This window comes from Peteryoungia desertarenae (assembly GCF_005860795.2).
GTDB lineage: Bacteria > Pseudomonadota > Alphaproteobacteria > Rhizobiales > Rhizobiaceae > Allorhizobium > Allorhizobium desertarenae.
In genome coordinates, this window is the sequence record NZ_CP058350.1 from 945,035 (window position 1) to 966,796 (window position 21,762).

The window sequence follows — 21,762 nt, forward strand, 5'->3', positions numbered from 1 at the left end:
GGAAGACAGACAAAAGCGGTATGGCGAAGGTCTAACTCAGACCTAACGGCTGCCAAAAATCGCCGACCCAACCCGCACGCTGGTTGCGCCAAATGCAATTGCCGTCTCGAAGTCGCCGGACATGCCCATGGACAACATCGACAAACCGTTTGCATCAGCCAGCTTTGAAAGGAGCGCAAAATGTGGCCCGGGGTTCTCATCGACCGGTGGAATGCACATCAGCCCCTCGATCGGGAGCTTAAGCTCTTCGCGACACAGCCTGACGAATGCGTTTAGGTCATCAGGGGCGATTCCCGCCTTTTGGGGCTCAAGTCCGGTGTTCACCTGGATGTAGAACGTGATCGAGCGCTGCTGCCGGTCTACTTCGTCTGCAAGCGCACGTGCAATCTTTTCACGATCGACCGTTTCAATAACATCAAACAGAGCCACTGCATCGGCAGCCTTGTTGGACTGCAGGGGGCCAATGAGATGAAGTTCGATATCGCGAAACTGTTCTCGCAGCTCAGGCCACTTTCCTTGAGCCTCCTGAACTCTGTTTTCACCAAAAATCCGGTGGCCCGCATCAAGCACTGGTCGGATATGCCCGGCATCAAACGTCTTGGACACGGCAACCAGGGAGACGGATCCAGGCTCACGCTCAGCCTCACGCGCTGCTTTGGCAATCTTGGCGATGGTTTCGTTGAGATTATCAGTCACCGACATGAGAGATCTTCCTGTTGAACGGGATCATGCGCATCAGTTGGCGCTTGCGACAGCAGGTAGATCGTGGCTTGTGCCTTGGCAAGGCTTGCAGTTGAACTCGTTGCCGACCCTCGGAAACTTGACGCTTGCGTGGTTTCGTGGTGAAGGTCAGCCCTTCCTTTTTGACATGATTTCCGGAAATGCGATCCATGGCCACCGAACGTTACAATCCGCGCGACGCCGAGCCTCGCTGGCAGGCGAAATGGTCCGAAGAAAATGTCTTCGTCACCGACAACAACGACCCGCGCGAGAAATACTACGTGCTGGAGATGTTCCCTTATCCATCGGGCCGCATCCATATGGGCCACGTTCGCAATTATGCCATGGGTGATGTCGTCGCCCGCTATAAGCGCGCTCGCGGGTACAACGTCCTTCATCCCATGGGCTGGGACGCCTTTGGCATGCCGGCTGAAAACGCGGCGATGAAGAACAAGGTTCACCCGAAGGCCTGGACATACGAAAACATTGCCACCATGCGTGGACAATTGAAATCCATGGGGCTGTCACTCGACTGGTCTCGAGAATTCGCAACATGCGACGTCGAATACTATCAGCGCCAGCAGCATCTGTTCCTCGACTTTCTCGAGAAAGGCTTGGTTTACCGGAAGAACTCGAAGGTAAACTGGGATCCGGAAGACATGACCGTTCTGGCCAATGAACAGGTCATCGATGGCCGAGGCTGGAGGTCAGGCGCTCTGGTGGAGCAACGGGAACTGACCCAGTGGTTCTTCAAGATTACTGATTTCAGCGAAGACCTGCTGGAAGCACTCGACACACTCGATCAATGGCCGGAAAAGGTCCGCCTGATGCAGAAGAACTGGATCGGTCGTTCCGAAGGTATGACGATCCGCTGGGAGATTGCGTCCGGTAGCGACCAGAAGGAAGTCACCGTCTATACCACGAGGCCTGATACGCTGTTTGGCGCCTCGTTCCTGGCGATCTCGGCAGACCATCCCCTGGCAAAGGAAGTTTCAGCCACGAATCGGGCGATCGAGGAATTCTGCGACGAATGCCGACGGGCCGGGACATCGCTGGCGGCACTCGAAACGGCGGAGAAAAAGGGGATCGACACCGGAGTGCGAGTGCGTCATCCGCTCGATCCCACATGGGAACTACCGGTTTACGTCGCTAACTTTGTGCTGATGGATTATGGCACAGGTGCAATTTTTGGCTGCCCATCCGGGGACCAGCGCGACCTTGATTTCGCTCGGAAGTACGATCTTCCCGTCGTGGCCGTTGTCATGCCGAAGGATGCAGATGCGTCCACGTTCGAGATTGCGGATACCGCCTATACGGATGACGGCGTGATGATCAACTCTGACTTCTTGAACGGTCTGAGCACCACTGACGCATTCGAGCAGGTCGCAATGAGGTTGACGAGCCAGATTTTTGGCGACGCGCCCCAGGGCGAGCGCAAGGTCAATTTCCGCCTCCGTGACTGGGGCATCTCACGTCAGCGATATTGGGGTTGCCCGATCCCGGTTATTCACTGTGATGATTGCGGAGTTGTGTCGGTACCGAAGAAGGACCTGCCGGTCCGCCTTCCGGACGATGTCAGCTTTGACAAGCCGGGCAATCCGCTGGACCGCCATCCGACATGGCGACATGTCGCTTGTCCGAACTGCGGAAAAGAAGCTCGGCGCGAAACCGACACGATGGATACATTCGTGGATTCAAGCTGGTACTTTGCACGCTTTACCGCACCTTGGGAGGATGAGCCGACTGATCCGAAGGCAGCCAACAAATGGCTCCCGGTGGATCAGTATATAGGTGGGATTGAACATGCGATCCTGCACCTTCTTTATTCCCGGTTCTTCACCAGAGCCATGCGGGAAACCGGCCATCTCGACGTCAAGGAGCCATTCAGAGGTCTCTTCACCCAGGGAATGGTGGTGCATGAGACCTATAGTCGCGGCGAAGGTCTCAGCCGTGAATGGTTGGCTCCTGCCGATCTGCGGATTGAGGAGGTCGAAGGGCAGCGACGCGCCTTCATGCTGGATGGCGGCGAAGAGGTAAGAATTGGTGGCATCGAAAAGATGTCGAAGTCGAAGAAGAATGTTGTCGACCCAGACGACATCATTGCCTCTTATGGCGCCGATACAGCACGGTTCTTCGTTCTTTCTGACTCTCCACCAGACCGTGATGTCATCTGGTCTGAGGCCGGCGTTGAAGGTGCCCACCGCTTCGTTCAACGCGTTTGGCGCTTGATTTCGGAGGCTTCTGATGCGCTGAGGGCTGTAGCGCCATCACCCGGAAAACAAGGGGAAGCTCTTGCTGTCTCGCAGGCGGCACACAGAACTCTGAAGGCCGTGCAGGCAGATCTGGACAAGCTGGCGTTCAACAAGGCCATTGCCCGCATCTACGAGTTCGTCAACACTCTGGCTGCTCCCTTGGCAAAGGTATCAGCCGGCGGGGAAGAAAGCGGGTTTACGTCGGCGGTACGTGAGGCAGCGGAGATCCTAATCCATCTTATCGCTCCGATGACGCCACATCTTGCGGAAGAGTGCTGGCAAAGGCTGGGCAATCACGGGATGGTGGCCAAAGCGTCATGGCCAAGCTTTGATGAAAGCCTGGTCGCGGTAAATGAAGTCACACTGCCTGTTCAAGTGAATGGCAAGAAGCGTGGCGAATTGACAATCAGCCGCGAGGCAGACCAAGATATGGTCATTGCTGCCGTGCTGGAACTGGACGCCGTAAAGGCTGTTCTTTCCGGTCAGGCACCGAAGAAAGTCATTGTTGTACCGCAAAGGATTGTGAACATTGTCGTTTAATCTCAGCCGCACAACAATGGTTCGCGGGGCTATCATCGCCAGCCTCCTGGTTCTGGTTGGCTGCCAGGCGCGACCTCTTCATGATGATCCAGCAACTCAGGAAAGCCTTGGAGCAATCGAGTTCGCGGAAGTATCCACGCGCGCCGGTCTCGAGGTCAGAAACCGGCTCGTCTTCCTAGCAGGCAATGGCGCCGGCGAGGACGATGCGCCTCAATATCGTGTTGACCTATCTGTATCGAGTTCCGCACAGGGGGTTCAACTGAACGAGCAAACAACGACGCCAAATGCAGGACGGGCGATTGTTTCGGCAACCTACACATTGAGACGTACTTCTGACGACAGTGTCATCAAGGCCGGGCGGCGGCAGACTGTTGCTCTCTTTGATTATCCTCGGCAGGAATTTGCAAAATTGCGTGCTGCGCGTGATGCCGAAGATCGTGCCTCGCATGAATTGGCTGAATTGATTTATGCCGATCTTGCCATCGCCCTAGGTCGCTAAGATGCGACAATGGTCGAGATAAAGTCCCACGAGTTTGATGGCTTCCTGCAGAAGTCCGCGAGACATTATAGGCTCTTTCTAGTCTATGGTCCGGACAGGGGGCTCGTAGGTGAGCGCGCAGCTGAACTGTCAAAGCAGACAACTGTTGATCTCAGTGACAGTTTTGCCGTCACCAAACTCGAGAGCTCCGATCTGCAGTCCGATCCGGGGCGCCTTGTCGATGAGGTCAATTCCCTCGGTCTCTTTGGCGGTGAAAGGCTTGTGTGGGTTCGGAATGCGGCTAACGAGAAGGCCGTGATTGAAGGATTGCAGATCCTCGCGTCTGATCCACCGACCGGGGCTACGGTTATCATTGAGGCCGGTGACCTGAAGAAGGGATCAGCACTGCGAAAAGTCGCCGAATCCGAGCGAGGCATTGCCTGTATTGCGTGCTACCAGGATGATGTACGCGCGCTCAATGCCTTGATCGACCATGAACTGGCGACTGAAAGGTTGCGCATCACTCCTGCAGCAAGAGAACTTCTGCTTGAATCCATCGGCGGCGACCGTATTGCGTCCCGTAACGAAATCCGCAAGCTCATATTGTATTGTCATGGACATGAGTTGATTGATGAAACCCACGTGCTGGAAATCATTGGGGATGCAAGCACCATTTCAACTGACAGCGTTGTAGACGCTGTTCTATCGGGAGATGCAGATGTTCTCCATCACGCCCTGCAGAAGGTCATTTCATCCAAAACCCCCGTATTCCTCGTCTTGCAGTCTTGTCTCAAGCAATTTCAGCAACTCGAATTGATGCGCAGCGAAATGGACGACAGGAGGCAACAGGCTGGGCAGATCATGCAATCACTCGGGCGAGGGATTCACTTTCGCAGAAAGCCAATCGTGGAGCGCGCGCTCCGCAACTGGACCACACCAGACCTCGCAAGGGAATCAAGCCGGATTCATGCAGCAATACTGCAAAGCAGGCAACGTCCTCAGCTTGAAGACAACTTGGCCATGCAAACACTTCTGGCAGTAACGCTCCAGGCAGCCCGGCGGAATAGAGGCTGAAAGGCTACCGGCCTTCAAGCAGGCGGCAGATTTCCTCAAGCTGATCAAGCGACTTGTAGCTGATTTTCATCTGCCCACCGGCACCTTTGTGATTGATTGTGACGGCGAGACCCAAGCGATCAGACAGGCTGCGCTCCAACGCGATCGTGTCCGAGTCCTTTGTTTCACGAACCTCATCCTGAGGGGGCGCATTCTGCGCCTTGATATGGTTCTGGGCGAGCTTTTCCGCATCTCGCACTGACAGACCCTTTGCCGTAATTGTCTTGGCAAGGACGACCGGGTCCGGCGTCGAAACGAGTGCGCGTGCGTGCCCAGCGGAAAGGCTACCGTCTGCAAGCATGTCGCGCACAGGATCGGGTAACTTCAAGAGGCGCAAACTATTGGCGACATGGCTGCGGCTCTTCCCAATGATCTCCCCGAGGTCATTCTGAGTGTAGCCGTGTTCCGCAATCAATTGCTCGTAACCGAGCGCCTCTTCCAATGGATTTAGATCCGCTCTTTGAACGTTTTCAACAATCGCAAGCTCAAGGGCAGTGCGGTCGTCAACGTCCCGAACGATCACAGGAATCTCGATCAAACCGGCAAGCTGAGCAGCACGCCAACGTCGTTCGCCGGCTATGATCTCATAGCGGTTCGCCGAAATTGTTCTGACCACCACGGGCTGTACAATACCATGTTGACGGATCGAACCGGCCAGATCCTGCAGCTCCGCCTCGTCGAAATAACGGCGCGGGTTTTTCGGGCTGCGTGCCACAAATTCGATGGGCACAGTCCGGTCAGGATTAACACTCTGGCGAACTTCACCCGCCGCTACAGGGTGATCCATCTCACCGATGAGCGCTGCCAGACCTCGACCCAGACGTCGCTTGGAACCATCATCAACCATTACCGCACCTCAAATACTAATCAGGCTGCTTTGCGCTGCCGCTCACGCTGGATAACCTCGGAGGCCAATTGGAGATACGCCTGACTGCCAGCACATTTGAGATCATAGAGAATTGCTGGTTTGCCATAGGAGGGCGCCTCCGAGACTCGGACGTTTCGGGGAATAAGGGTCGTGTACACCTTTTCGCCCAGATGCTCGCGCACATCATTGACCACTTGCTGCGCCAGATTATTGCGCGAATCAAACATTGTGAGCACGATTCCCTGAATATCGAGGGTGGGATTAACAGAATGTCGCACTTGATTGATGGTTTCAAGCAATTGGCTCAAACCCTCCAGGGCAAAGAATTCGCACTGAAGCGGAACCAGAACTGAGTGCGCTGCAGCCATTGCATTCATTGTCAGCAAATTAAAGGAAGGCGGGCAGTCCAGAAGAATATAGCTGAACTCTCGCGCATCATCCCGTTCCAGCGCCTTCTTGAGACGAAAAACGCGATCAGCGTGCTGGGAGATCTCCATCTCAAATCCGAGAAGATCCATGGTTGACGGCACGATTGACAAGTTAGGGACTGCGGTCGCCAGCGCCGCCTCAGTTGCAGTATGACTCCCGATCAGGACATCATACGAGGATAGATGGCGATCACGGCGGTCGATACCCAGCCCCGTGCTGGCATTGCCCTGCGGGTCTAGGTCAACAATCAACACCCTTTCGCCAATCGCGGCGAGCGCAGTCGCGAGGTTGATCGCGGTGGTCGTCTTCCCGACGCCACCTTTCTGATTGGCGATGGTGATTATCCGATTTTTTTCGAGACCCATGCAGCACCTGAGATGTTAGCCCCTGCGCTGAAGTGAGCTTATGTCCAAAATGACCGAGTCTTCTTCTACAGCGCTTCTATGTATTATCAGATCAAAGTCCCAGCGACCACGCGCTTTATCGACCTCGGCCTGATAATCCCGGCCTTTATGAAAGAGGCATCGGAGATTTCTGTTGTCCTTTGACCAAGGCTCGACAAATCGAAGGAGCAGATCCAGTTCTGCCAAAGCTCGGGCGGAAATGAGGTCCGGCGCTTGAATTTTTTCCGCAGCGTCCTCGATGCGGATCGTGTGAACGGAACCTCGACCCTGTGTTTGCAACAACGCCATTCGCAGGAAGGCCGCTTTCTTATTGTTACTCTCAACGAGATCAACGTGACCTTCGCCATGCTCTGCCAGGACTATGGACGTAATGATCCCCGGAAATCCCCCACCGCTACCGAGATCGATCCAATGTTGCGGTGTCGTAACGATGTCTCGCAATTGGAGCGAATCGAGGACATGGCGCTCCCAGATCTGCTGTTTGGTTGACGGTGCTACAAGATTGAACGTCTTGGACCACTTGGAGAAAAGATCGACGAATGTCTCCAGTCGCTTGGCGGTTTCACGTGAAACACTCACATTGGTAGGTATCACCGTCTGAACCTCAAGAAGCTTTGGCCCTATCTTCAAATCTTTTAAAGTTTGCCACGAGGAGGGCAAGAGCTGCCGGTGTAATTCCCTCCATTCGAGCAATCTGTGCCAGATTATTGGGGGCCAACACCCGCAGTTTTTGCTTCAACTCGTTAGACAGGCCCGCAACTGTTTCGAAATCGAAGTTATCGGGGACCAAACGAGCCTCTTCCGCTTTCAGGCTAGCCACGTCATTTGCTTGCCGCTCGATATAGATCCGGTACAGGGCATCAATCGATACGGCCTGCCGCATTTTTTCCGAAGCCGTATCCAGTTCCGGCCAAATTCTGGTGAGGTCGCTCCACTCGACATCTTGATAAGCCAGAATTTCCAAGGCTGACCGACGACGACCGTCACCATTCACAGATACCGATTTGGCTGCCATTTCGGCGGGACTGGCGGTCAGCTCTGAAAGAGCCTTGTACCAGCCGGTTCGCTGGGAGCTATAGTCTTTAAATGCGTGCGCACGATCGGGTCGAACACAACCAACCCTCGTTCCAAGTTCGGTGAGTCGCATGTCTGCATTGTCGGCACGAAGGCTCAACCGGTACTCGGCCCTCGAAGTGAACATTCGATATGGCTCAGCAACGCCAAGGGTAGTCAGGTCATCAATCATGACGCCTATGTAGGAATCTGATCGGCTGAAGCGGACCGGATCTCTCCCAATCGCTTCCATTGCAGCGTTCAAGCCGGCGACAAGACCTTGCGCCCCGGCCTCCTCATAGCCTGTCGTACCATTGATCTGGCCGGCAAGATACAAGCCACTGACCTTCTTCACCGCCAGAGAGGTTTCCAACTCCCGGGGATCGACATAATCGTATTCGATAGCATAGCCAGATTGCAGAATCTGCACCTGTTCGAGACCTGGAATGGACCGGATGAACGCCTCCTGGACATCTTCCGGCAATGACGTGGAAATGCCGTTGGGATAGACCGTGTGATCATCCAGTCCTTCAGGCTCCAGGAATATCTGATGACCATCTCTGTCACCAAACCGGTGGATTTTGTCTTCGATGGAGGGGCAGTAGCGCGGACCTACGCCGGAAATTTGCCCCGAATACATTGCGGAGCGGTGAATATTGTCGCGAATGATTCTATGGGTGCGGTCAGTGGTACGAGTGATTCCACAGGCAATCTGAGGTGTCGTGATTGACTCGGTCATGAAGGAAAATGGAATGGGCGCCTCATCGGCTTCCTGCATTTCCAGACTGGACCAATCGATAGTTCGACCATCGAGACGCGCGGGCGTACCGGTTTTCAAGCGACCAAGACGCAGATGTAATGCCAACAGATCATCGCTCAAACCAAGAGCCGGCAGTTCACCGACGCGTCCCGCCGGAATGGTTCTGTCCCCGATGTGAATCATCCCACGCAAGAACGTTCCGCTCGTTAGGACAACAGTGATCCCACGGAGTTCTTGCCCGTCTTGCAATTTGACCCCATTTATAACGGAGCCGTTCCGAAGGAGGCCTTGTACCCCGCCCTCGATGATCGTGAGATTTGAGAATCCCCTCAACTGCCGCTGGACAGCTTGACGATAAAGCTTCCGGTCAGCTTGTGTCCGTGGACCCCAAACGGCCGGGCCCTTCTTGCGGTTGAGCATTCTGAATTGGATGCCGGCTTCATCAGCTGCGACGCCCATGATACCATCCAGCGCATCAATCTCGCGGACCAGATGACCTTTCCCAAGACCACCAATGGCTGGATTGCAGGACATAACCCCAATCGTATCAACCTTGTGGGTGACCAGAGCCACATGGACACCAATTCTTGCGGCAGCTGCGGCGGCTTCCGTACCTGCGTGACCGCCTCCAATAACGATGACATCAAACCGCGTTTCCATGGTTCATCCTGGCGTTAAATGCTGAAGTTTCACGTGAATCACTTGCCAACGCAGAATTCGGAGAAAATTTTTCCGAGCAACGTTTCTACGTCAATCCGACCGGTAACGCGGGCAAGCGAATCGCTTGCAGCACGAAGATATTCTGCCCGAATCTCGAGAGGCAAATGGTCCTGATAAAGGGCCTCAGAGAGATCCATACTGGCTTGCTTCAAGTGTTGGAGATGCCGCAATCTGCTCGGTATTGCAAGAGAATTCACTTTTGTAGCCCGTTGAACGTGAGACAGGATGACCTCTCTCAACGCTTCGATGCCGTAGCCGGTTCGCGACGATACCAGAATATCAAATTGGATTCGTTCCGGCCACGAATCGTCAGCGATATCCGCTTTTGTGCCCACATATATGCAGGGTATGGCCGAGTTCAGTGGGATCGGCTCAGACGAATCGGCGGGTTCAGACAGATACAGGACCAGGTCAGCCTCATCTCGAACCTGTGTCGCACGTCGGATTCCCTCCGCCTCAACCGGATCTATCGCATCCCGAATACCGGCCGTATCAAACAAATCGATCCGATACCCGCCAATATCCAGTTCAGCCCGTATAACATCGCGCGTGGTGCCCGCATACTCGGTTACAATGGCCACGTCGCGGGACACGAGAGCATTCAACAAACTGGATTTGCCGGCATTGGGGCGTCCGATAATTGCGACCTTGAAACCTTCTCGAATTATCTCTCCGGCTCGCAATTGTCGCAGAGCCTCGTTGATTTCTTCGGAGATTGCCTGAACCTCAACCCAAATCCGATTTGAAACGGCTCCAGGTATGTCTGCCTCGTCACTGAAGTCGAGTTCGGCTTCGATCAGAGCACGGGCGTAAATGAGCTTCTCGCGCCATCCCTTATAAAGCGAAGAGAGATGACCAGTCGTCTGTTCAAGTGCAAGCCTCCGCTGCATCTCGGTTTCAGCAGCCAACAGATCGGCAAGTCCTTCGACCTCGACAAGATCCATTCTGTCATTTTCGAAAGCACGCCTTGAGAACTCTCCGGCTTCTGCCAATCGTGCACCAGGGAATCCGGCTAACGTGTCCAGCAATGCTCGGACCACGGCGCGACTGCCATGGACCTGCAACTCCACGCAATCCTCGCCTGTGAACGAGTGCGGCGCAGGGAAGGCAATCACCAGCCCCCGATCGAGGACTTGTCCTTCATGGTTACGGATGGTTCGAAGACTTGCCTGGCGAGCGAGCGGGAGCGGTCCAACCATCGCAGAGGTAATGGCAAATGCTTTCGTGCCACTGATCCTAACAACAGCGACACCCGCCGGAAGCCCGGCGGACGCCATTGCAAAGATAGTGTCGCTGGCTGACGTCACTGAGTGAACCTGCCTATACTATCTGGGTATAAGAGACGCTTATCAAGATCGATCAGGTGTTCATGGAATCGAAGAAATCGCCGTTGTTCTTCGTCTGCTTCAACTTGTCGATCAAGAACTCGATTGCGTCAGTTGTCCCCATCGGGGCGAGAATGCGACGCAAGACGAAGATCTTTTGCAGATCCTGGCGCGGAACGAGGAGATCTTCCTTACGCGTGCCGGACTTCAGAATATCCATCGACGGGAAGATGCGCTTATCGGCAACCTTTCGATCCAGTACGATTTCCGAGTTACCGGTACCCTTGAACTCTTCAAAGATGACCTCATCCATGCGGCTGCCGGTATCGATCAGCGCCGTAGCGATGATCGTCAGCGAACCACCCTCTTCGATGTTGCGGGCCGCACCAAAGAAGCGCTTGGGGCGCTGCAGCGCATTGGCGTCAACACCACCAGTAAGCACCTTGCCCGATGACGGCACAACGGTGTTGTAGGCACGCCCCAGACGCGTGATGGAATCAAGCAAGATCACCACATCGCGACCGTGCTCGACAAGGCGTTTCGCCTTCTCAATAACCATCTCGGCAACTTGAACGTGACGCACGGCCGGTTCGTCAAAGGTCGAGGAGACAACTTCGCCCCGAACCGAACGCTGCATGTCCGTCACTTCCTCTGGACGCTCGTCGATCAGAAGAACGATCAGATAACACTCCGGATGGTTGGCCGTAATCGAATGAGCAATATTCTGCAGAAGGACGGTTTTGCCGGTACGCGGCGGCGCCACGATCAAACCACGCTGACCCTTACCGAGGGGTGCCACCAGATCGATGACGCGCGCTGACAGGTCCTTGGATGTGGGAACATCGAGCTCCATCTTGAACCGCTCATTTGGATAAAGCGGGGTCAGATTGTCGAAATGAACCTTGTGGCGGATCTTTTCGGGATCTTCAAAATTGATCGTGTTGACCTTCAGAAGCGCGAAGTAGCGTTCGCCTTCCTTCGGACCGCGGATAGGACCCTCGACCGTGTCACCGGTCTTGAGCGAGAAGCGCCGGATCTGAGAAGGCGAGATATAGATATCGTCTGGACCGGGCAGATAGTTTGCATTTGCTGAACGCAGAAAACCAAAACCATCCTGGAGAACTTCAACGACGCCTTCGCCAATGATTTCCACATCCTGGCTCGCCAGCATCTTCAGGATCGCAAACATCAGCTCCTGCTTCCGCATGGTGCTGGCGTTTTCGACCTCCAGCGACTCTGCAAAAGTCAGCAGGTCTGTTGGCGATTTGCTCTTGAGTTCTTGTAGCTTCATTTCTGCCATGAAGGGGACCACGTTTCCGATTGTATGGGGAAGGCGAGCTGGGAAGATTCAGTTCGATCGCGCCGGACGCAACTGACAGAATATACGCAAGCCAGAAGATGAGATGGCCGGAAAATAGCGATTCAGCGAATCGACCGCAAGCGAAAACCCCAGCTTCTCAAAAATAATGCGTGAACTCGCCAGTTGTTCAGAATGGCTTGACGATCACAAACACCACCGCAAGGATCATCAGCACGGTCGGGATTTCGTTGACCATGCGCCAATAACGCGGGTTCTTAACGTAACGCCCAGCGCCGAATTCTTTCACTGCACGGGCAAAATATCCATGCACGCCGCTCAAGAGAAACACAGCGGCGAGCTTTGCATGAAGCCATCCACCCATGAAGCCATAGACTGTCCAAGCGAGATACAGCCCCAGGATCCAGGACACCACCATCGCCGGTGTCATGATCACGCCCATCAGTCGACTTTCCATTACCGCGAAAGTCTTAGCCTGATCAGAACCCACTGGTGCATCACAGTGGTAGATGAACAGCCGCGGAAGGTAGAGCATACCCGCCATCCACGAAATAACGGCAATCACATGCAATGCCTTGATCCAGGGATAAGCCTCCGCCTCACCAAAGATCATGATTGCCAACGCGATTGCACCAAAGAAGACCAAAGCAGATGCCGCCTTCCGGGCCGCCTTTCGCCCCTCACTTGCTGCGATCTGCCCTGCCATGACTAGTTGATACCCCGCACGCGATTGACAAGCCGCGTCACATTATCCGGATCGGCCTGCGGCGTGATGCCGTGACCGAGATTGAAGATCAGCGGTCCCTTGGCCAGAACGTCAAGAATCCGGTCAATACCTTCGTCCAGTGATCTGCCGCCGGCTACCACACGCATCGGGTCCAGATTACCCTGGACTGGGCTCTCCTTCTGCAGGTTAGCGGCAAAGGACAAAGGAACTGCCCAGTCGAGGCCAATCGCATTCGCGTCTGTTTTCCGAGCATAATCCTTCAGCAGGACACCAGCACCTTTGGCAAAAGCGATCACCTTGGCAGCAGGCCGCCGCAAACGAACTTTCTCGATGATCCGGGCGACGGGCTTTACGCAGAACCTTTCAAACTCCTCTTCGCCGAGAACGCCAGCCCAGGAATCAAATATCTGCACGGCGTCAGCTCCGGCATCGATCTGCTCCACAAGATAGTCAGCAGAAACATCGGCAAGAAAGTCTAGCAGCTGCGCGAAGATCTGGGGATGGCGATAGGCAAACAATCGTGCAGGGGCCTGATCCGGAGTGCCGTGACCAGCGATCATGTAGGTGGCGACTGTCCAGGGAGCTCCGCAAAATCCAAGAAGGGTCGTTTCCGGCGGAAGTTCGTTGCGCAGTTTGGCGACTGTCTCGAAAACCGGCTTCAGATGTTCAATTACGCCATTCGATGAAAGACGAGCAATGCCCGCCTCATCAATCGGATCCATCTGAGGGCCATGCCCTTCCGTGAAGGTGACGTTTCGTTGCAAGGCATCCGGAATAACCAGAATATCTGAGAACAGAATAGCAGCATCAAAGCCATATCTGCGGATCGGTTGCAGGGTCACCTCTGTCGCATGTTCGGGCGAGTAACACAGATCCAGGAAACTTCCAGCCTTTGCTCGTGTCGCTCGATACTCCGGAAGATAGCGACCAGCCTGCCGCATCAACCAGATTGGTGGTGGCGTCACAACCTCGCCATTCAGCACTTTCAGGACTTTCCGGTTTTCAGCACTCAAGGGGCCAACCCTTCCAATAAAGAAAAGAGATATTGAATCTTGTTCTATTTCTAAGAGTCTGGGACTATCAAGGATTAATCGCTACCCACAATCGGATCATCGGTCCCCAAACACGCATGACAACGCCTACAATGAGAGGGCCTTCATGTGGTGACTGTGGACAATAGGGCGAATTTCCAAGCAAATACAGAGTGTTGATTTACGTTGTGAGGCGCCGGCTATTTGTGGATAAGCTCTGGATCACTCTCTACTTGATTCCGTTGTCCACAGAACCAACAGGCACCGCGAAAAGAAGCGGCCCGGTTGAAGGGCTGGGGATAAACGAGGTGTTTTCCTCTTGCCTTTTGCCCTGCGTCACCGATACCTCTAGCTCTCCCAGGTTATCAACAGCGGGCCTTGAAGAACGTGGAGAACAAGAAAAACTTCTTCCATCTTCACCTGATTTCTGACTCAACGGGCGAGACTCTCATTTCAGCGGGCAGGGCCGCGTCTGCGCAGTTCCGGCACGCCCACCCGATCGAACATGTTTATCCGCTGATCCGAAGCAAAAAGCAGATCAAGGCTGTAATGGAGGCTGTTGATAGCAAACCGGGTATTGTTCTTTATACCATTGTCGATGCGGAGCTTGGGGCGTTGATAGAGACCAGTTGTCGGGACGTCGGCGTACCCTGTGTCAATGTCCTGGCTCCTGTCATGGAGAAGTTTCAGTCATATCTTGGCAGCCCATCCAGCCGTCGGGTTGGCGCGCAATATGTCTTGAATGCCGAATACTTCGAGCGGATCGAAGCTTTGAACTTCACGATGGAACATGATGACGGGCAAGCTCCCGATGATTATGACAAGGCGGATGTTGTGATTGTCGGGATCAGCCGGACTTCGAAGACACCCACGAGCATCTATCTGGCGAACCGAGGGATAAAGACCGCTAATTTGCCGATCGTTCCAGGGGTGCCAGTTCCCGCGGCGCTTTTGCGCGCAACACGGCCTCTGATTGTTGGTTTGATTGCTACCTCGGATCGGATCTCGCAGGTTCGGGAAAACAGGGTATTGGGTCAAACCAGCGGTTATGACAGCCGTGACTACATTGACCGTGCCTCGATAACGGAGGAACTGAAATACGCACGCGCGCTCTGTGCGCGCAACAATTGGCCGATCATCGATGTCACGCGGCGATCCATCGAGGAGACGGCAGCCGCGATCCTGGCATTGCGTTCGAAGGTCAGACAATAGGTTCACGCATGGGAGATTGGCATTTGGGCGAGCACTCTTTGATCCTTGCTTCCGGCAGTGCTGTGCGCAGCGCCCTTCTGTCCAGCGCGGGGCTCAGCTTTTCGATTGAGAAGCCGCAGGTTGATGAGCGATCCATCGAGGCGGGGTTATCATCAGATCCTCCTGATCCGGTTTTCCTGGCACAAACATTGGCACGCGAAAAGGCGCTGGATGTCAGCGCGCGAAATCGGAATGCATTCGTGATTGGGTGTGACCAGACCCTGTCACTTGGCAGCACGATCTTTCACAAGGCTAACAATGCGACCTCTGCTCGAGCGACCTTAATGGCGCTTAGAGGTAGGACCCACCACTTAAACAGTGGCGTTGCAATCGCGCTCAAGGGCAAGGTTCTCTGGGACCATGTGTCGATTGCGGAGATGAAGGTTCGCACGTTTTCCGGTGAGTTTCTCGAAGGCTATTTGGAGCGCAATCTGCCAGCTATTTTGTCCAGTGTGGGGTGCTATCAATTGGAAGGCGAAGGCGTTCAGCTCTTCACTGAAATCAAGGGTGACTATTTCACAGTCCTAGGACTGCCTCTTCTGCCTCTTCTGGAGCAGCTCCGTAAACTGGATGTTAACCATGCATGATTCACGTGAAACAATAGACCGGAAAGCGTTCGTCGTTGGCCATCCGATCAAGCATTCGCGCTCACCCCTGATCCATGGCTACTGGTTGAAACAACATGGTCTGGATGGCCAGTACGAAAAAGTGGCGGTGGCCCCAGCAGATTTTGCGGATTTCATAACCGACCTGAAGACAGGTCGCTCAGGCTACTGTGGCGGTAATGTGACCATACCGCACAAGGAAAACGCCTTCTCTCTCGCAGACAGTCCAGACGACCTTGCGAGTGAGCTTGGCGCGGCCAATACCTTGTGGCGCGAAGATGGACGTCTCTTTGCGACCAATACGGATGGCTATGGTTTTGTCACCAATCTGGATCATGAAGCGCCTGGCTGGGATGCTATTGATCGGGCTGTGGTGCTTGGAGCAGGAGGTGCTTGTCGTTCCATTCTGCAAGCCTTGCGCAATCGCGGAATCAAGGAGATCCACATTCTGAACCGCACATTCGAGCGTGCTCAGGAATTGGCAGAACGCTTCGGCATGACAATCCATGCCCACCCGATGGAAGCGCTTGGAGAAGTTATGTCGGGCGCCGGCCTTTTCGTAAACACGACATCCCTGGGAATGGACGGTCAAGAGGTACCAGCTCTTCCCTTTGACCGAATGCGCCCGGACGCCATTGTGACCGATATTGTCTATGTTCCCCTAATCACTCCTATCCTTGAACAGGCGCGCAAACAGGGTCTCCGAAGTGTTGACGGTCTCGGGATGCTGCTTCACCAGGCTGTCCCTGGTTTTGAAAAATGGTTTGGTGTGAGACCCAAGGTGACCGCCGAACTCAGGACCCTTGTGATTGAAGACTTGCAGGCGCATCCATGAAGATCATCGGCCTGACAGGATCGATTGGCATGGGCAAGTCGACAACGGCTGGTCTCTTTGCTGAGGAAGGTGTGCCGGTCAATGACGCTGACCGTGTCGTGCATGAGCTTTATGCGGGAAAGGCGGTCTTGCCACTCACACCTCTGTTTCCGGATGCGATCGTCGACGGCAAAGTCAACCGGGAGAAACTGAGCGTCATTCTGCGCCAGAATCCGGCTAAGTTTGCTGAGCTTGAAGCGATCGTTCATCCTTTGGTGCGCGAACGTGAGGAGGATTTCCTGCTGGACGCCGATGTTGCAGGTGCTGATCTTGTCGTGCTCGACATACCGCTGCTATTCGAAACCGGAGCCTTTGACCGAGTGGATTACGTAGTCGTGGTTTCATGTGGTCCCGACTTGCAGAGACAGAGAGTACTGGCTCGCCCCGGCATGACGCCGGAAAAGTTCGAGATGATCCTGGCTCGTCAGACACCAGACAGCGAGAAGCGCGAACGGGCGGATTTCGTGATCGACACCAGTCAAGGAATAGATGTGGCGCGGCAGCAGGTGAGGGATCTCCTAAGCCAATTGCGTGAACAGAAAGCGGACGGGAACGATGCGTGAGATTGTCTTCGATACGGAAACGACAGGATTGGAAACCAAGGCGGACCGAGTGATTGAAATCGGCGGCATCGAGCTGCTGAACCATTTCCCGACCGGTAGAAGTTTTCATGTCTACATCAATCCAGGAGATCGCAAGGTTCATCCGGACGCCCTGTCGGTCCACGGCATCACCGATGAGTTCCTACGGGACAAGCCGCTCTTTGCTGAAATCGTTGAGGAGATGCAGGCTTTCTTTGAGGGTGCGAAGTGGGTTGCTCATAACGCAACATTCGATATGGGTTTTATTAATGCCGAATTCGAACGGCTGGGCTTGCCGCCTGTACCCTCCGACATGGTCGTTGATACGCTCTCGATGGCACGTCGAAAGCATCCAATGGGGCCGAACTCCCTTGATGCCTTATGCCGTCGCTACGGGATCGACAATTCCCACCGTACCAAACACGGGGCGCTCCTCGATTCCGAACTCCTTGCGGAAGTCTATATTGAGATGCTGGGAGGCCGTCAGGCAGTCTTGGGATTGACCCAGGTACAGCAGCGCCAAAGTGACAGCCAGTCTGGGGAGGAAGAAATTACTCTCAGCTACTCACGGCCAAAACCACTAGCGCCGAGACTGTCTGCTAAAGAACAGGAAGGGCATGCCTCGCTCGTTGCAAAGCTGGGGGCCAAGGCAATTTGGTCACGCTACCGACACTGAGAGCATTGCCCAAAAAGAAAAAGCCCAGACGGTGCTGGGCTTTTTGCAGCAGTGCCAGAATGCGGCAAACTCAGTTCGGGACAGCCTGAACCTTGTTGCGCGCCTGCTCTTCAGCAACGCGCTGAGCAAACATCTGAGCGAAATCGATCGGATCAATCATGAGCGGCGGGAAGCCACCGTTACGCGTTGCGTCGGCAATGATCTGTCGCGCAAACGGGAAAAGCAGGCGCGGGCACTCGATGAACAGAACCGGAAGCATATGTTCTTGCGGGAAGCCTGTGATGCGGAAAACGCCACCATAGACAAGCTCAGCAGCAAACAGGGCCTTGTCACCTTCCTTGGCCTCGGCGCTCAAGGACAGCACAACATCGAAATCGGTTTCCGTCAGCGGATTGGCATTGACGTTGACATTGATGTTGATCGCCGGAGCCTTTTCACGCGCCTGCAGAGACCGTGGAGCGCCCGGGTTTTCAAAAGAAAGATCCTTGATGTACTGGGCAAGAATGTTAAGCGAAGGGCTACCAGTTCCCTGTGTGTTATCGGCCATTGGGCTTTTCCTCGAAGCTTGAAGTGCTTTGGCCATCTAACATCTAGGCAAGAGCCTTACAACCCTGACGCAGTTTGGGAAAAGGCATGGCTCAGTCTTTGCCGATCTGGGGGCTTCGCCAGGGAGTGTCCGGATTCGGGTCGTGACTATATTCATCTGCGTCAAGGTCTACGACATTATCTGGCGGTGATCGTTGCTGATAGCGCTGCGAGAAGCTTGCATTTTGAACAACAATCCTGGGCTTAACATAACGCCACGCGATGTCCCGGATCGGTGGCAGGAACATCAGGATTCCGAGCAGATCACTGACAAAGCCGGGAATGATCAGCAGGATTGCAGCAACAACGATCAACGCTGCATGGATGATTTCGCGGCCCGGATCAAGGCCGCGACTGGTCTCGCTTTGCAGCCGTTTCAAGATCGCTAGACCCTGACTGCGCAGCAGCACGACACCAAGCCCCCCTGAAAGCACGATCAATCCTAGCGTCGCCAGAACGCCGATGAACTGACCGACCCAGATAAGGCTTCCAAGCTCAATGAGCGGTGCCAAGAGAAACAGCACCAGTGGCAAACGCATAAGACTTCTCCGGAGTTTGGTGCCGCGAAATTGATCGCATTGCAGATAGGGGCACTGTCTAAACTTCGCCCGATGGCTATTTGAATGATTGCGTTATCGAGACTATATGGGAAAACAAGAACTCACATTCAATCAAGGGCCGGCGGTATTCAATGGGATCGAATGACTTCGTAACGCTGTTTTTCCTGGTGGCAGCAGTGCTTATATTCCTGCAGCTGCGCAGTGTTCTGGGCAGACGGACAGGTCATGAAAAGCCGCCTGTTGATCCTTTCAGCAAGCGCCAGCTGCCCCGTGACGCGTCCGCTGACGACGGCAAGGTTGTAACCTTACCCAGACGGGATGATCCGACTTCCGAGGATCGCTTCGCTGCCGTGGATGCCTATGCCAAACCGGATACGGCGCTGAATGCTTCGCTGCGTGAGCTGGTATCCCATGATCCGAGCTTCAATCCGAAGGAATTCCTTGCCGGCGCCCGCATGGCCTATGAGATGATTGTCATGGCTTATGCCGATGGTGATCGCAAGACGCTGAAGGGTCTTCTTTCTCGCGAAGTGTTCGAAGGCTTCGAGAATGCCATCGTCGACCGGGAAGCGCGTGGCGAAGTGATGAAATCCACATTTGTCGGGATTGAGAAGGCGGATATCATCCATGCATCAGTCAAGGACAATGAAGAGCAGGTAACTCTTCGGGTTATATCGCAGCTCATCACGGCCACCTATGACAAGAATGGCGCATTGGTGGATGGGGATGCGGATGCAGTCTCAGAAGTCAACGACCTGTGGACCTTTGCGCGCGATGTTCGTTCGCGCGATCCAAACTGGAAGCTGGTTGCGACTGAAGCGGAACAATGAGTGCGCCCTCGGCCGATTTCCGACTGAAGCCGACCTCATTCAATGAACTTCCCGGCTGGCAGAAAGATGATCCTAGTGACCTCCTGGACGTGATGGCGGATTGTCTTCGGTACATCGAGGATGTGAAACCGCACCGGTCTGGCAGTCTTGGACTGACGTCAGAGGATTTGGTTCCTCTGTTGAGGGCTCTGAAAGGGATCGAAAGAACGCCGGATGCCGTTCGTCGATTGTTTGAACAAGAGTGCAAGCCGTTCGAGATCCTTTTGCCGGACGGTGGCTCTGGTTTTGTGACGGCGTTCTATGAACCCGAAGTTACCGTTGCCGCCAAACCTGGTGATGGTTTTTTATACCCGTTCTACCGACGCCCCGATGACTTGGTTGACATATCGGGTGCGAACAGGCCTCAGGGCTGGGACTATTCTTACGTTTTTGGCCGGAAGACTGACCAGGGCGTAATGCCTTACCCCGACAGAAAGGCGATCGATCAGGGATTCCTGGATGGCCGGGGCTTAGAGATCGCTTGGGCGAATTCACGAGTGGACGTCTTTTTTGCCCATGTTCAAGGGGCTGCGCGACTCCGATTTCCCGATGGATCCTTACGTCGCATCACTTACGATGGAAAAGCCGGCCACCCGTTTTCCGGTATAGGGCGGTATCTGATTGATCTCGGCGAGATTGCTGAAGAAGACATTTCCATGCAGTCGATCCGGCTGTGGCTTGAGGAGCATCCCGAGAGACAGGATGAAATCCTTTGGCACAATCGATCCTATATCTTCTTCAAGGAAGCGGCAGTTTCTGATGAAAGGCGAGGACCGATCGCGGCAGCCAAGGTTCCGCTGGTCGCTGGCCGATCGCTTGCAGTGGATCGCCTTATTCATACCTTCGGCTTTCCTTTCTTTATCCATGCACCGGAACTGACACGACTTGACGCGGGTCGACCCTTTGCAAGGCTAATGCTGGCACTCGATACCGGCTCGGCGATTGTCGGCCCCGCTCGAGGTGACATCTTCACGGGCTCCGGTTTCAGAGCTGGTGAGATGGCAGGAGCGGTTCGCAACAGGGCCAATTTCTATATACTGATCCCGAACAAGGCTGCAGCGAGGTTTGGCTGATGTCCGGCGGATCAAAGGTCAGCAGTGAAGATAGGATCCTTTGGGGAAAGGTTGCGCGCACGACGCGCCCGCTACCGGGACGCCTTGAGGACCTCTTGGAATTCGAACAGCAGTTCCAAGAACAGACAGAAGGGACGCGTGCAGTTCCAGAACCAGCTGACATTCAAATGACGGCCCCAGCGCAGCCGCCACAATCCCGGAAGAATGCTGGTATGCATCATCCGCTGGAGAAGCCTGTCAAACGCAAGTTGTCGCGGGGACATCTTGCCCTTGAGGCTAGAATTGATCTGCACGGCATGATCCAGAGCGAGGCTCATGGTCTCCTGCTCGATTTCCTGATGCGTGCCCATGAACGTGGTCTCCGCCATGTTTTGGTCATCACCGGCAAGGGAAGCTCTCTGGGCAGCGAAGGAGCCTTGAAGAGAGCGGTGCCGCTCTGGTTCTCCCTGCCGGAATTTCGTTTATTGATCTCGTCCTACGAAACGGCGGCCCGCCAGCATGGCGGAGAGGGAGCCCTTTATGTCCGATTGTCACGCAAGGCCCCGGGTGCCGACCGGCGATGACAACACCCTTCGGCAAGGCGCTTCGTGAATTAAGGGAACGCAAGGGCGTAACCCAGAAGGAGATGGCAAGCGCCATCGGAGTATCGGCTGCTTACCTCTCAGCCCTCGAACACGGAAAGCGGGGATTGCCAAACTTCGATTTCCTGCAACGTGTCGCAGGCTACTTCAATATTATCTGGGATGAGGCAGAAGAACTCTTTGCGACGGCACGTGCGTCTGACCCGCGCCCTGTTCTCGACACGATAGGCTTACCCTTGGAATACAACAGGTTTGCCAATGAACTTGCTGCGAAGATTCGCCAGCTGCCGCCGGACGTGATAAAGAGCTTGCAGGCTGTTCTGGACGCTGCCGAAAAGCGCGGGTGACGGGCCTTTATCGCCTGTATAT

At 54.6% G+C, this 21,762-nt stretch carries 23 protein-coding genes; 12 read left to right on the forward strand and 11 right to left on the reverse strand.

The genetic code is table 11. The annotated features are described in order from the left end of the window. Positions 1-42: 42 nt before the first annotated feature. Positions 43-702, reverse strand: coding sequence for a YggS family pyridoxal phosphate-dependent enzyme (locus FE840_RS04400; RefSeq protein ID WP_138286888.1), 660 nt, complete (start codon positions 700-702; stop codon positions 43-45). 188 nt (positions 703-890) lie between these two features. Between FE840_RS04400 and leuS the strand changes: the two genes are divergently transcribed. From leuS to holA, 3 genes are read left to right on the forward strand one after another with little or no spacing between them, the layout of a single operon-like run. Beyond that, positions 891-3,512: a leucine--tRNA ligase gene (gene leuS / locus FE840_RS04405; protein WP_138286886.1), complete on the forward strand. Its 2,622-nt coding sequence runs from the start codon at positions 891-893 to the stop codon at positions 3,510-3,512. Then, positions 3,502-4,011: an LPS assembly lipoprotein LptE gene (gene lptE, locus FE840_RS04410; protein WP_246318846.1), complete on the forward strand. Its 510-nt coding sequence runs from the start codon at positions 3,502-3,504 to the stop codon at positions 4,009-4,011. Before leuS ends, lptE begins: the two co-directional genes overlap by 11 nt. A 9-nt stretch (positions 4,012-4,020) precedes the next feature. After that, entirely contained in the window at positions 4,021-5,064 is a 1,044-nt protein-coding gene (gene holA / locus FE840_RS04415) for a DNA polymerase III subunit delta (RefSeq protein ID WP_138286884.1), read from the forward strand. A 4-nt stretch (positions 5,065-5,068) separates the two neighbouring features. On the opposite strand, the gene FE840_RS04420 is transcribed toward holA, so the two are convergent. The 8 genes from FE840_RS04420 to hemE all read right to left on the reverse strand — a co-directional run bounded on the left by FE840_RS04420 (position 5,069) and on the right by hemE (position 13,720). Continuing rightward, the gene (locus FE840_RS04420; protein ID WP_138286883.1) at positions 5,069-5,950 is read right to left on the reverse strand and encodes a ParB/RepB/Spo0J family partition protein; all 882 of its coding nucleotides are present in this window, start codon (positions 5,948-5,950) and stop codon (positions 5,069-5,071) included. 20 nt (positions 5,951-5,970) lie between these two features. After that, positions 5,971-6,765, reverse strand: a complete 795-nt coding sequence (locus FE840_RS04425) for a ParA family protein (RefSeq protein ID WP_138286881.1) — start codon at positions 6,763-6,765, stop codon at positions 5,971-5,973. Between the two features lie 15 nt (positions 6,766-6,780). Beyond that, positions 6,781-7,383, reverse strand: a complete 603-nt coding sequence (gene rsmG, locus FE840_RS04430) for a 16S rRNA (guanine(527)-N(7))-methyltransferase RsmG (protein ID WP_246318847.1) — start codon at positions 7,381-7,383, stop codon at positions 6,781-6,783. Between the two features lie 25 nt (positions 7,384-7,408). Then, positions 7,409-9,277 carry a tRNA uridine-5-carboxymethylaminomethyl(34) synthesis enzyme MnmG gene (mnmG, locus tag FE840_RS04435; protein WP_138286879.1) on the reverse strand — a complete coding sequence of 623 codons (1,869 nt, stop codon included), beginning with the start codon at positions 9,275-9,277 and terminating at the stop codon, positions 7,409-7,411. A gap of 38 nt (positions 9,278-9,315) precedes the next feature. Further along, positions 9,316-10,644: a tRNA uridine-5-carboxymethylaminomethyl(34) synthesis GTPase MnmE gene (gene mnmE / locus FE840_RS04440; RefSeq protein WP_138286877.1), complete on the reverse strand. Its 1,329-nt coding sequence runs from the start codon at positions 10,642-10,644 to the stop codon at positions 9,316-9,318. Positions 10,645-10,696: 52 nt separating this feature from the next. Further along, complete coding sequence (rho, locus tag FE840_RS04445; protein WP_138286875.1) at positions 10,697-11,962, reverse strand: transcription termination factor Rho; 1,266 nt, start codon at positions 11,960-11,962, stop codon at positions 10,697-10,699. 187 nt (positions 11,963-12,149) lie between these two features. After that, the gene (gene hemJ / locus FE840_RS04450; protein ID WP_138286873.1) at positions 12,150-12,686 is read right to left on the reverse strand and encodes a protoporphyrinogen oxidase HemJ; all 537 of its coding nucleotides are present in this window, start codon (positions 12,684-12,686) and stop codon (positions 12,150-12,152) included. Positions 12,687-12,688: 2 nt separating this feature from the next. Then, positions 12,689-13,720, reverse strand: a complete 1,032-nt coding sequence (gene hemE / locus FE840_RS04455) for a uroporphyrinogen decarboxylase (protein ID WP_138286871.1) — start codon at positions 13,718-13,720, stop codon at positions 12,689-12,691. 405 nt (positions 13,721-14,125) lie between these two features. Here hemE and FE840_RS04460 point away from each other — a divergent pair, with 405 nt between their 5' ends. Genes FE840_RS04460 through dnaQ form a run of 5 tightly spaced genes read left to right on the forward strand, consistent with a single transcriptional unit; the run spans position 14,126 to position 17,725 of the window. Continuing rightward, the gene (locus FE840_RS04460) at positions 14,126-14,950 is read left to right on the forward strand and encodes a pyruvate, water dikinase regulatory protein (protein ID WP_138286870.1); all 825 of its coding nucleotides are present in this window, start codon (positions 14,126-14,128) and stop codon (positions 14,948-14,950) included. 8 nt (positions 14,951-14,958) lie between these two features. Further along, on the forward strand, positions 14,959-15,576 hold the full coding sequence (locus FE840_RS04465) for a Maf family protein (protein ID WP_138286868.1): 618 nt from the start codon (positions 14,959-14,961) through the stop codon (positions 15,574-15,576). Further along, positions 15,569-16,429, forward strand: coding sequence for a shikimate dehydrogenase (locus FE840_RS04470; RefSeq protein ID WP_138286866.1), 861 nt, complete (start codon positions 15,569-15,571; stop codon positions 16,427-16,429). The genes FE840_RS04465 and FE840_RS04470 overlap by 8 nt, the downstream gene beginning before the upstream one ends. Beyond that, complete coding sequence (coaE, locus tag FE840_RS04475) at positions 16,426-17,031, forward strand: dephospho-CoA kinase (protein ID WP_138286864.1); 606 nt, start codon at positions 16,426-16,428, stop codon at positions 17,029-17,031. The genes FE840_RS04470 and coaE overlap by 4 nt, the downstream gene beginning before the upstream one ends. After that, positions 17,024-17,725, forward strand: coding sequence for a DNA polymerase III subunit epsilon (gene dnaQ, locus FE840_RS04480; RefSeq protein WP_138286862.1), 702 nt, complete (start codon positions 17,024-17,026; stop codon positions 17,723-17,725). Before coaE ends, dnaQ begins: the two co-directional genes overlap by 8 nt. Positions 17,726-17,795: 70 nt before the next feature. On the opposite strand, the gene secB is transcribed toward dnaQ, so the two are convergent. Further along, positions 17,796-18,272, reverse strand: coding sequence for a protein-export chaperone SecB (gene secB / locus FE840_RS04485; RefSeq protein WP_138286860.1), 477 nt, complete (start codon positions 18,270-18,272; stop codon positions 17,796-17,798). Positions 18,273-18,363: 91 nt separating this feature from the next. Next, positions 18,364-18,849: an FxsA family protein gene (locus FE840_RS04490; protein ID WP_138286858.1), complete on the reverse strand. Its 486-nt coding sequence runs from the start codon at positions 18,847-18,849 to the stop codon at positions 18,364-18,366. A gap of 152 nt (positions 18,850-19,001) precedes the next feature. Between FE840_RS04490 and FE840_RS04495 the strand changes: the two genes are divergently transcribed. Genes FE840_RS04495 through FE840_RS04510 form a run of 4 tightly spaced genes read left to right on the forward strand, consistent with a single transcriptional unit; the run spans position 19,002 to position 21,740 of the window. After that, entirely contained in the window at positions 19,002-19,700 is a 699-nt protein-coding gene (locus tag FE840_RS04495; RefSeq protein WP_138286857.1) for a Tim44/TimA family putative adaptor protein, read from the forward strand. After that, positions 19,697-20,812, forward strand: coding sequence for a murein transglycosylase A (gene mltA / locus FE840_RS04500; protein ID WP_138286855.1), 1,116 nt, complete (start codon positions 19,697-19,699; stop codon positions 20,810-20,812). The genes FE840_RS04495 and mltA overlap by 4 nt, the downstream gene beginning before the upstream one ends. Continuing rightward, positions 20,812-21,375, forward strand: a complete 564-nt coding sequence (locus tag FE840_RS04505) for a Smr/MutS family protein (RefSeq protein ID WP_138286853.1) — start codon at positions 20,812-20,814, stop codon at positions 21,373-21,375. Before mltA ends, FE840_RS04505 begins: the two co-directional genes overlap by 1 nt. Beyond that, positions 21,372-21,740, forward strand: a complete 369-nt coding sequence (locus FE840_RS04510) for a helix-turn-helix domain-containing protein (RefSeq protein WP_138286851.1) — start codon at positions 21,372-21,374, stop codon at positions 21,738-21,740. The genes FE840_RS04505 and FE840_RS04510 overlap by 4 nt, the downstream gene beginning before the upstream one ends. Positions 21,741-21,762: the final 22 nt, after the last annotated feature.